The following is a 10882-nucleotide window of genomic DNA, read 5'->3' as shown; positions in this document are numbered from 1 at the left end:
GCTGGCCGGGCTCGCCACGCCGCCCGCGTCCGACGCCGGCCGGGCGGGCGCGAAATCCGCGGTATTCGATCGCGTGACCACGGCCGCCGGGCTGTCGCACGCACTGGCGGCCGCGCGTCGCGCCGGGCGCCCGGCCATGGTCGATTTCTATGCCGACTGGTGCGTGGACTGTGCGCGCATGAAACGCACCGTGTTCGCCGATGCCCGCGTGCGGCGGGCCCTGTCACGGGTCACCGCGATCGAGTTCGATGTCACCGCCTACGACACCCGGCAACAGCGCCTGATGCAGCGGCTGAACGTTTTCGGCCCCCCCACACTGCTGTTCTATCCCGCATCGGCCGAAAACGAGAGGCCCCGGCAGCGCCTGGTCGGCGCCGTCGATGCCGCCACTGTTTTGCATGCGCTCGACAAGATCGCGGCGAAACCCGGCACCTGAGTGTCCCGACCCATGGCCGCGGGGGCAGGGAGCCGTGCCTTTCGCCCCCGCGGGCGATTCAGCGCCGAAAAAACGCCATCTTGCCGCGATTCGGCGCGGGGACCGCCTCATGGCCCGAGCCTGCCGCGATCACGCGGCATCGACCGCCGACAACACGCCCCGGGGTCGCGAACGCGCTGGGGCGGCGCTGGCAACGGCCGTGATGATGCAGTGCAAAATGCCCGAACGTCGGCGATTCGCCGACAATACGGCGGCGAACGGCGGCGATCGACCTTGCGCTAGTTGTGCCACGCCCTGCCATGCGGCACACTTTGCTCCCAGACACACGCGGGAACGCGCACGGCAGCCGCTTTGCGTCGCAGTCGGGTCGCTGGCCCGATCGGCTCGCCGCGCCGACAGGAGCGAATCGACACGCCATGGATATCCGAAAACTGAAGAAACTCATCGAGCTGGTCGAGGATTCCGGCATCGCCGAGCTGGAGATCACCGAGGGTGAGGAATCGGTCCGCATTGGCCGCTACCCACCGGCAGGTAGCCAGCCGAGCGCCCCGCCGGCGGCGTACGCGGCCGCGCCGCCGCCGGCCGCTGCCCCGGATACCGCGCCAGCGGCCGGCACGAGTGCGCCGGCCGGCAGCGGCGACGCCGTGGCCGAGGGCCATATCATCCGTTCGCCGATGGTCGGCACCTTCTACCGCGCGCCGGCACCGGATGCCAAGTCCTTCGTCGAAGTCGGCGACAGTGTCGGCCCGAGCGATACGGTATGCATCATCGAAGCCATGAAGATGCTCAACCAGATCGAGGCCGAGACTTCCGGCATCGTCAGCGAGATCCTGGTCGAGAACGGTCAGCCGGTCGAATACGATCAGCCGTTGTTCGTGATCAAATGATCACGTGGCGCGGCGCGCTGTTGAGGCGCCGCGCGCGAGCAAACGCCCACGCCCACCCCATCACCGCGTCGGCGCCGGGTCGCAGCCCGATCCGCGCGACGACCTGACCCGAGGTTCACTCATGCTGGACAAGGTTCTCATCGCCAACCGCGGCGAAATCGCGCTGCGTATCCTGCGCGCCTGTCGTCAGCTCGGTATTCCCGTGATCGCGGCCTATTCCACGGCCGACCGCGACCAGAAGCACGTGCTGCTGGCCGAGGAAGCGGTCTGCATCGGCCCGCCGTCGGCCACGGCCAGTTATCTGAACATGGCCGTGCTCATGAGTACGGCCGAGGTCGCGGGCGCGTCCGCGATTCATCCGGGCTACGGTTTTCTGTCGGAAAACGCCGACTTTGCCGAATCCGTCGAGCAATCCGGCTTCACCTTCATCGGCCCCAGGGCGGAGACCATCCGCCTGATGGGCGACAAGACATCCGCCATCCAGGAAATGATGGCGGCCGGGGTGCCCTGCGTGCCCGGCTCGGGCAAACCGCTGACCGCCGATGATGTCGAGAACCGCGAGATCGCCGATCGCATCGGCTACCCGGTGATCATCAAGGCCGTGGGCGGCGGCGGCGGCCGCGGCATGCACGTGGTCTACGAGCCGGACGACCTGGCCGGCGCGGTCGACATGGCGCGGCGCGAGGCCGCCAGTGCGTTTGGCAATCCGCAGGTCTACATGGAGAAATACCTGGAGCTGCCGCGCCACGTCGAGGTTCAGGTGTTGTGCGACACACACGGCAACGCGATCCATCTGGGCGAGCGCGACTGTTCGCCGCAACGTCGCCACCAGAAGGTGATCGAGGAGTCGCCGGCACCGGGCATCACGCCCGAGCAGCGCGAGCATATCGGCAGCCTCTGCGTGGAGGCCTGCAAGCGCATCGGCTATCGCGGCGCGGGCACATTCGAGTTCCTGTACGAAAACGGCGAGTTCCATTTCATCGAAATGAACACGCGTATCCAGGTCGAGCATCCGGTCACCGAGATGGTCACCGGTGTGGACCTGGTCGCCGAGCAGCTGCGCGTGGCCGCCGGCGAGAAGCTGCGCTACACCCAGGACGATATCGTCATGCGCGGACACGCGATCGAGTGTCGCGTCAACGCCGAGCACCCGGAAACATTCGCCCCGTCGCCCGGCAAGATCACGCAATACCACGCGCCCGGCGGGCCCGGCATCCGCATGGACAGCCACATGTACGCCGGCTATACCGTGCCGCCCTACTACGACTCGCTGATCGGCAAGCTGATCGCCCATGGCGATACGCGCGACGCGGCGCGGGCGCGCATGGATATGGCGCTGTCCGAGATGGTGGTGGACGGCATCCATACCAATCTCGCCCTGCACGAATGGATTCTGAACGATCCGGATTTCGCGGCCGGCGGTGTGTCCATCCACTGGCTGGAAAAGAAGATCCGCGAGCGTCTGGGCAAGGTCTGAGGCACGACATGGCAATAGCCTGGCTTCAGATCACCGCGACCACGCATCGCACGCAACTCGCGGAGGCCGTCTTCGAGCGCTTCGGCGCCGACGCGATCACCGAACTCGATGCCGGCGACGAGCTGACCGTGGAGGAAATACCGAACAGCCAGCCCGCGTTTCAGCGCGCGCGCGTGATCGGCCTGTTCGCCCAGGACACTCCGGCCGAACCCATCGTGGCTGCGCTCGGCGAGGCGCTGGGCGACGACGCAGCGATCGAAACCGACACCCTCGACAACCAGGACTGGGCCAGCGCCTGGCTGGCCGAGCACCCGCCGCTGATCTTCGGCGAGCGCCTGTGGATCGCGCCGCACAGCGCGGCGGTCGATGCCGACGAGGACGCCGTCGTGGTCCGGCTCGACCCGGGCCTGGCCTTCGGCACCGGAACGCATCCCACGACCCGCCTTTGCCTGCATTGGCTTGCCCGCCAGGACCTGGTGGGCAAACGGGTGATCGATTACGGCTGCGGCTCCGGTATTCTCGCGATCGCCGCGGCACGCCTCGGCGCGACCGAAGTGGTCGCGGTCGACATCGACGACCAGGCGGTGCGGGCAACGCGCGAGAACGCGATCCGCAATGCGGTATCCGACCGCATCGCAACCCCGCCCATGGACGCGATCGAAGGCGAGCCGTTCGATATCGTGCTGGCCAACATCCTGGCCAAGCCGCTGATCGAACTGGCCCCCACGCTGACAGCGCTGGCCGCCCCCGGCGCGCCGGTCGTGTTGGCCGGCCTGCTGGCGCGCCAGATCGAGGATGTCCGGGCCGCCTACGAAGCAAGCTTCACGTTCGCGCAACCCGTCCTGGAGGACGGCTGGGCAAGGCTGGTCGGGCAGCGTGCTGTCGCCGCATCCCGACACCACCGATAGTCGCCTTTTGCTGGACGCCGATTGCCGTTATAGTTTCGCGCTGTTCCCACCAGGCTGATGATCCGGATGCGCCATTCCGACGCCGACGATGACAACGCACAGCCGCTGAGTCACTACGTCGGGGCGAGCCTCGACCGTTATCTCGAGTCGCTCAACGGCGGCGCGCCGCCCACGGATCTCTATCGCATGGTGCTCGAGCAGGTGGAGCGCCCGTTGCTCGAACGGGTGCTGGACTACAACCGCGGCAACCAGTCCCGTGCCGCCGCCATGCTCGGCCTCAATCGCGGCACCCTGCGCAAGAAACTGCGCAGTTACAATCTCGATCAATAATCCGCCTCGCGGCGCGCCTCGTCCGACGACCCGCGCCGCGGGTTTTTTGTTTGCCACCATCGCCACGCCATGACTTCGACCCCTTTCGTCGCCCCCATCCGCCGCGCCTTGATCAGCGTCTCCGACAAGACCGGCGTGGCCGATTTCGCCCGCGCGCTGGTCGACAATCACGGCGTGGAAATCCTGTCGACCGGGGGCACCGCGCGCATGTTGCGCGAAGCCGGCGTGATGGTGACCGATGTCGCCACCCATACCGGCGCACCCGAGATCATGGACGGTCGCGTCAAGACGCTGCACCCGAAGATTCACGGCGGCATCCTGGGCCGGCGCGGCACCGACGACCCCGTGATGGCCGAACAGGACATCGCACCGATCGACCTGGTCGTGGTCAATCTCTACCCGTTCGAACAGACCATCGCCAAGCCCGGCACCGACCGCGCCACCGCGATCGAGACCATCGATATCGGCGGGCCGGCCATGCTGCGGGCCGCGGCGAAGAATCACGCCGATGTCACGCTGGTGGTCGACGGCGCCGATTATGCCGCCGTACTCGACGACCTGGCCGCGCATGGCGGCACGCTCGAGGCGACCCGGCAACGCCTAGCGGCCAAGGGATTCGCCCACACCGCGGCCTATGACCGCGCCATCGCGGCCTACCTCGCGGGCGAAGACCAGCCAGCCGGCGCCGGCACGTCCGACGTCCTGCCCGCGCGCCATGCGCCGGTCTACAGCAAGCGCGCCGATCTGCGCTACGGCGAGAATCCACACCAGCGCGCCGCGCTCTATGCCGACGGTCGGCGTACCGAAGCGAGCCTGGTCGATGCCCGCGTCGCCCAGGGCAAGCCGCTGTCCTACAACAACCTGGCCGATGCCGACGCCGCCCTGGCCTGCGTCAAAGCCTTCGATCAGGCGCCGGCCTGCGTGATCGTCAAGCACGCCAACCCCTGCGGCGTGGCCGTGGCGCCCGATCTCACGTCCGCCTATCGACGCGCCTTCGCCACCGATCCGGTCTCCTCCTTCGGCGGCATCATCGCGTTCAACGCCGAACTCGGCGCCGATACCGCCGAGGCGATCACCTCCAACCAGTTCGCCGAGGTCATTCTGGCCCCCGCGATCACCGAAGACGCACTGGCCGTGTTCGCTGGCAAGAAGAACCTGCGCGTGTTGATCACCGGACCCTGGCGAAAAACCGACAATGCCGGTCTCGCCATCAAGCAGATCGCCGGCGGCCTGCTGGTGCAGGACAACGACGACCAACTGCTCGACCGCCGCCAACTCAAGGCCGTGACCCGGATCGAGCCCACCGGCGAACAACTGCAGGACATGCTGTTTGCCTGGCGCGTGGCGAAATACGTCAAGTCCAATGCGATCGTCTATGCCCGCGACGGGGCGACCGTAGGCGTGGGCGCGGGCCAGATGAGCCGCGTGGATTCGGCCCGCATCGCGCGCCAGAAGGCGGCCGACGCCGAACTGGACGTGGCCGGTTCGGTGATGGCGTCGGACGCCTTCTTCCCGTTCCGCGACGGGATCGACACCGCCGCCGAGGCGGGCGTGGCCGCCGTGATCCAGCCGGGCGGCTCGATTCGCGACGAGGAAGTCATCGCGGCCGCCGACGAGGCAGGCATCGCCATGCTGTTCACCGGCATGCGGCATTTCCGGCACTGACCGGGGCCCGCGCGGTCGCGCGTTCGTGGCCGTGAGTGCGATACGCTGGGCGATCGGTTCGCAACAGCCATCGTGGGGACGCATATGACGACGAAGATCGCGCTGGTCACCGGCGCGGGGCGCGGCATCGGCCGCGCCTGCGCCATCGCACTCGACGCGGCGGGTTTCGAACTGGTGCTGACCGGCCGGCGCCAGGCACCGCTGGCCGAAGTCGCCGCCGAGCTGAGCGGCGACCCGCTGGTCGTGCCCAGCGACGTGGCCGATTCGACATCGGTGGACGCCCTGTTCGAACGGATCGAACGACGCTTCGGGCGGCTCGACCTGCTGTTCAACAACGCCGGGCGCAACATACCCGCCACTGAATTCGGCGATATCGACGAGGCCGACTGGCGCGCCCTGGTCGACGTGAACCTGACCGGTTCGTTTCTGTGCGCTCGCGCCGCTTATCGCCTGATGAAGCGACAGGCGCCCGCCGGCGGCCGCATCATCAACAACGGCTCGATCTCGGCGCATGTACCGCGCCCCGGCTCGGCGCCCTACACCGCGACCAAGCACGCCATCACCGGCCTGACCCGGTCGATCAACCTCGACGGCCGGGCGCACGCCATCACCTGCGGCCAGATCGACATCGGCAATGCCGCCAGCGACATGACCGAGGCCATGCCAAAAGGCGTACCGCAAGCCGATGGCCACCTGGCCGCCGAACCGGTGATGGCGGTCGACGACGTCGCGCGCGCGGTCTGCTTCATGGCGGAACTGCCGCCCGAGGCGAATGTGCCGTTCATGACGATCATGGCCAACGGCATGCCCTACATGGGCCGCGGCTGAACGGCGCCGGCGACCCGTCTCGGAGCGCTTTCATGCGCGCCACGTCATCGGGCAGCGTCTCGCCGCCGAACAGGCGGCGCGGATCGAGGGCGATCACCCGCAAGCCGGAAAAGATGCGGCCGAACCCGACAACCCGCGCCCGGTTCGACGTCGCGCCCGCCGAGCGATTGGCAGCGCAGCGCCGCGACTGTCGCGGCACGGGCAACGGCTGCGCGACCCCTCGAGCGTCCGCCCTGATCGCGTACGGCCTGAAACATAGCGCTATTGAATACGCATGGGTATAACAGCTATACCCACGTTTCAGACGGGCTTGCGCGGTCCGGGACAGCAGACCTGAGGAGAGGACACACCATGTCCGCAGCCATCGCCAGTGACAGCCCGACGATTCAACTCCATGCCGACGACGACGTCGCGATTGCGCGCCACGCGATCACGGCCGATGAAACGCTGGGCGCCGCGGGCGTGACCGCGGTTTCGAACATCGCGGCCGGCCACAAGATCGCCACGCGCGCGATCGTGGCGGGCGAACCGGTGCTCCGCTACGGCCAGATCATCGGTTTCGCCTCTTGCGCGATCGAGGCCGGCGAGCACGTGCACATGCACAACCTGACCATGGGCGACATCCGTCCCGATTATGCGTTCTGCGAGGACGCCCGGCCCACCCGCTTTGTCGAGCAGCCGGCCACCTTCGCCGGCTATCGTCGTGCGGACGGCCGCGCCGGCACGCGCAACTATGTCGCGATCATATCCAGCGTGAACTGCTCGGCGACCGCGGCCCGGCATATCGCCGACGGGTTTCGCTTTTCCGGCGAACTGGACGCCTACCCCGACGTCGACGGCGTGATCGCGCTCACCCATCCGGGCGGCTGCGGCATGGCGGACTCGGGCGAAGGTTTCGAAACGCTCAGGCGCACTTTACAGGGCTATGCCGACCACCCCAATGTGGCTGCCGTGCTGTTCCTGGGGCTGGGCTGCGAGGTGATGCAGGTCGGCGGGCTGCAACGCATCGAGGGATTGCGCGCGATCAAGCCAGTACGCTCGATGACGATCCAGGCCAGCGGCGGCACCCGCCAGACCATCGAGCGCGCAACCGCGCTGATCCGTGAGCTGCTGCCCGAACTCAACCAGGCCGAGCGCGAGCCGATCCCGGCCTCCGAGTTATGTGTCGCGCTGCAGTGTGGCGGCTCGGACAGCTATTCGGGCATCACCGCGAATCCGGCGCTCGGCTATGCGGTCGACCGGCTGGTCGAACACGGTGGCACGGCGATCCTGTCGGAAACGCCGGAGATCTACGGGGCCGAGCATCTGCTCACCCGCCGCGCCGTATCGCCGGAAGTAGCCGAGAAGCTGCTCGCCCGTATTCGCTGGTGGGAGGCCTATACCCGCCGCGAAGGCGCTGAAATGAACAACAATCCGTCGCCCGGCAACAAGGCCGGCGGCATCACCACGATTCTGGAAAAATCATTGGGCGCGGTCGCCAAGGGCGGCACCACGAACCTGGTGGATGTGTACCGGTACGCCGAGCGCGTGACCGCCCGGGGCTTGGTCTACATGGACACGCCGGGCTACGACCCGGTGGCGGCCACCGGGCAGATCGCGGGCGGGGCCAATCTGGTCTGTTTCACCACCGGTCGCGGCTCGGCGTTCGGCGCCAAGCCCTCGCCCTCGATCAAGCTCGCCACCAACACGACGCTCTACGAACAGCAGCGCGAAGACATGGACCTCAACTGCGGCACCCTGGCGACCGGCGACGAGACGTTAGCCGAGTGCGGCGAGCGCATCTTCGCGCGCATGCTCGAAGTGGCCTCGGGCGAGCCCAGCAAGAGCGAGGAATTCGGGTACGGCGACAACGAGTTCGTGCCCTGGCAGCTGGGTGCGACCATGTAAGACCGTTGGCTCGGCCGGCGCTATTCCCGTTCGCCGGCGCGCATGCGTCGATAAACGCCGTAGTGCTGGTCGAGATGCGCGCGCATCGCCCGATCCGCGGCTTCGGGATCACCCCGCGTGATCGCCTCCAGGATGCGTTCGTGCGCGGCGAGCGCGATGCGATCCTGGCCGGGCTGTTCCAGCGCTACCGCGCGACGGTCATCCAACCATTGGGCCATGGCGTCGTGGACTGCGGTATAGACCGGGTTGTCCGGAATTGTGGACAGCACGCGATGGAATGCGATGTCGGTTCGCTTGAATTCGGCTTCGTCACCGAGCGTTTCAGCATTGGCTGACAACGCCCTGCGCAGCGCCGCAATATCGTTCGGGCCTGCATGTACAGCGGCGTGTCGTGCCATCGCCGCCTCGAACAGCGCCCGCGCCTCCTGGAAATGGTGCTGGCCATCCACGTTCGACAACAGATGGCCCATGACACCGGACAGCCCGTCGAGCACCACGGCCGGGGTGGGCCGGATCACCCGGGCCCGCGACCCACTGGCCAGCGCGACCAGCCCCATCTTCTCCAACGAGAACAGCGCCTCCCGAATGGTCGGCCGTCCCACACCGAACTGTTCCATGAGCACCCGTTCCGAAGGCAGGCGATCGCCCGGTTTGAAATACTCGGAAACGATGTCGTGTTCGAGTTGGCGGGTGACCTGATCGGATAGTTTGGTCCGTTCGATTTGGTAGCGAGCCATTGGCGTTCCAAACAGCAGCGTCGGACAACCGATGCTGCACTGTGGGTATGTTCAGCCGGCCATTCTATTAATCCGGCACCAAAATAGATGATTTTTCGGCTTAATAGCGCGCGTATGCGACCGCGCGCTCGCCGCGGCCATTGGCCGCGAAGACTCTGAAAATAAAAGACGGACAGGCGCCGGCTTTTATTTTTGAAGGCGTTGAAAGCAGCTGATGAAGTCAGCTGCTTTGATGTCGGATTAATCATCGCCTTGCCGATGCGTGCGCCCCGGCCCAGGCCGGTGCCCGTGCACAGGACTGCCCGTGACCGAGGTCATATTCGAGCCCGGCATCCGCGCCTGTACGACCCGGTTGAGACGACCATGCACAGCCGCCTGCGACCAACCGGCTCGATCACGCGCCTGTCCCTGTGCCCCGTATCGATCTTCGACGAAAGCGTATGTTGCGCATACTCGGTCGCGCTGATAAATCTATTGAGACTGGTATAAAAGGTTGACAGGATATCTTCAAGCCTGCGCCCGCTACGCCAGTCGTGGATTAGAACAAAGACTCGGCAACACCAGAGGAGCGACTCATGAAACGCAGGGATCTTCTTAAACAGGCTGCGGGCGGCCTTGGCTCAGCCATGCTCATGGGCTCGCTTCCCTCGCTGGCCTGGGCCGATAACTCGAGCTGCTACAAGGCCTGGAGCGGCAGCACCCAGACGTTTTCGTGGCCGCATACCAAGAAGCCTCCCTACCGGATCGCGCTCAGCAATTCGTACATCGGCAACGAATGGCGCGCCGAGATGGCGACGATTGCGAAGATGTACGCCAATCGTCCGGAGGTCAAGAAGCTGATCAAGGACTTCAAGATCTCCAGCGCCGGCAACGACGTCAACGCCCAGATCGCCCAGATCAACCAGATGATCCTGAGCGGTGTGGACGCTATCGTTCTGGATGCGGCCAGTCCCACGGGCTTGAACTCCACCATTGAGCGTGCCGCCAGCGCGGGTGTTCTGGTGGTGTCCTTCGACAACGTGGTGACCACCGACAAGGCCATTACGATCAATCAGGATCAGTTCGAGATGGGCAAGCGCTGGGCCGATTTCGTAATCAAGCACACCGGCGGCAAGGGCCATGTGCTGGTGGTACGCGGCGTGGCTGGCACTTTCGTCGATCAGCAACGCTACAAGGGGGGCAAGTCGGTGTTCGACCAGCACTCCGGCATCAAGACCACCGAGGTCTACGGCAACTGGGACAACGGCACCGCCCAGAAGGTCACGGCCAATGCCATCGCCTCCGGCGCCAAGTTCGATGCGATCTGGAGCGAAGGCGGCGACAGCGGCGTGGTCAACGCCTTCAAACAGCATGGCCTGAAGATGCCGCCCATTGCTGGAGAAGCCGAGAACGGTTTCCGGGTCGCGGCGGCGAAAGACGGCTTTCCCATGATGTCGATCGGCCAATCGGCTGGCCTGGTGGCGCTGTCGATGAAGGTCGCACTCAGCGTCCTGCAGGGCGAGAAGGTGCCGCAGTCGATTCAGTCGCCGCTGAATATCGTGACCAACGACAACCTCGAGAAAGGGAAGAATTACTTCACCGGGGTACCGGACAGTTTCTTCGACGCGGTGAGCGTGCCGGACTGCGGCCTGCATTTCGACGCCAAGCAGGTCTATCACGGCATCAGTTGATCAGGCGATCGCCTGGACTGCGGGCGGGGACCGAATGTCCCTGCCGTTCGAGGCTTT

The 10882-nt window shown here is 66.2% G+C and carries 11 protein-coding genes; 10 read left to right on the top strand and 1 reads right to left on the bottom strand.

Annotated elements, in window-relative coordinates; translation table 11 throughout:
- The 9 genes from ACS8YF_RS05385 to ACS8YF_RS05345 all read left to right on the top strand — a co-directional run.
- A partial coding sequence (locus ACS8YF_RS05385) for a thioredoxin family protein (RefSeq protein ID WP_440849195.1) occupies positions 1-436 on the top strand: 436 nt, incomplete at its 5' end.
- A gap of 416 nt (positions 437-852) precedes the next feature.
- The gene (gene accB / locus ACS8YF_RS05380; protein ID WP_440849194.1) at positions 853-1323 is read left to right on the top strand and encodes an acetyl-CoA carboxylase biotin carboxyl carrier protein; all 471 of its coding nucleotides are present in this window, start codon (positions 853-855) and stop codon (positions 1321-1323) included.
- Between the two features lie 121 nt (positions 1324-1444).
- Positions 1445-2800 carry an acetyl-CoA carboxylase biotin carboxylase subunit gene (gene accC / locus ACS8YF_RS05375; protein WP_440849193.1) on the top strand — a complete coding sequence of 452 codons (1356 nt, stop codon included), beginning with the start codon at positions 1445-1447 and terminating at the stop codon, positions 2798-2800.
- An 8-nt stretch (positions 2801-2808) separates the two neighbouring features.
- Positions 2809-3708: a 50S ribosomal protein L11 methyltransferase gene (gene prmA / locus ACS8YF_RS05370; RefSeq protein ID WP_440849192.1), complete on the top strand. Its 900-nt coding sequence runs from the start codon at positions 2809-2811 to the stop codon at positions 3706-3708.
- A gap of 66 nt (positions 3709-3774) precedes the next feature.
- Positions 3775-4038 (top strand): DNA-binding transcriptional regulator Fis, encoded by a 264-nt coding sequence (gene fis / locus ACS8YF_RS05365; RefSeq protein WP_440849191.1) that lies wholly within the window; start codon positions 3775-3777, stop codon positions 4036-4038.
- A 69-nt stretch (positions 4039-4107) separates the two neighbouring features.
- Complete coding sequence (purH, locus tag ACS8YF_RS05360; protein ID WP_440849190.1) at positions 4108-5703, top strand: bifunctional phosphoribosylaminoimidazolecarboxamide formyltransferase/IMP cyclohydrolase; 1596 nt, start codon at positions 4108-4110, stop codon at positions 5701-5703.
- Positions 5704-5787: 84 nt separating this feature from the next.
- Positions 5788-6531, top strand: coding sequence for an SDR family oxidoreductase (locus ACS8YF_RS05355; protein WP_440849189.1), 744 nt, complete (start codon positions 5788-5790; stop codon positions 6529-6531).
- A 32-nt stretch (positions 6532-6563) separates the two neighbouring features.
- Positions 6564-6815 (top strand): hypothetical protein, encoded by a 252-nt coding sequence (locus ACS8YF_RS05350; protein ID WP_440849188.1) that lies wholly within the window; start codon positions 6564-6566, stop codon positions 6813-6815.
- 67 nt (positions 6816-6882) lie between these two features.
- Positions 6883-8418 carry a UxaA family hydrolase gene (locus ACS8YF_RS05345; RefSeq protein WP_440849187.1) on the top strand — a complete coding sequence of 512 codons (1536 nt, stop codon included), beginning with the start codon at positions 6883-6885 and terminating at the stop codon, positions 8416-8418.
- A 20-nt stretch (positions 8419-8438) separates the two neighbouring features.
- Here the strand turns inward: ACS8YF_RS05345 and nanR are convergent, their stop codons facing one another.
- Positions 8439-9155 carry a transcriptional regulator NanR gene (gene nanR, locus ACS8YF_RS05340; protein WP_440849186.1) on the bottom strand — a complete coding sequence of 239 codons (717 nt, stop codon included), beginning with the start codon at positions 9153-9155 and terminating at the stop codon, positions 8439-8441.
- A gap of 575 nt (positions 9156-9730) precedes the next feature.
- On the opposite strand from nanR, the gene ACS8YF_RS05335 reads away from it, so the two are divergent.
- Entirely contained in the window at positions 9731-10825 is a 1095-nt protein-coding gene (locus ACS8YF_RS05335; protein ID WP_440849185.1) for a sugar ABC transporter substrate-binding protein, read from the top strand.
- The last annotated feature ends 57 nt before the right edge of the window (positions 10826-10882 follow it).

Origin of the sequence: Salinisphaera sp. SWV1 (assembly GCF_052044155.1) — a bacterium.
Lineage (GTDB): Bacteria > Pseudomonadota > Gammaproteobacteria > Nevskiales > Salinisphaeraceae > Salinisphaera.
This window is presented reverse-complemented; position numbering and strand designations above follow the sequence as displayed.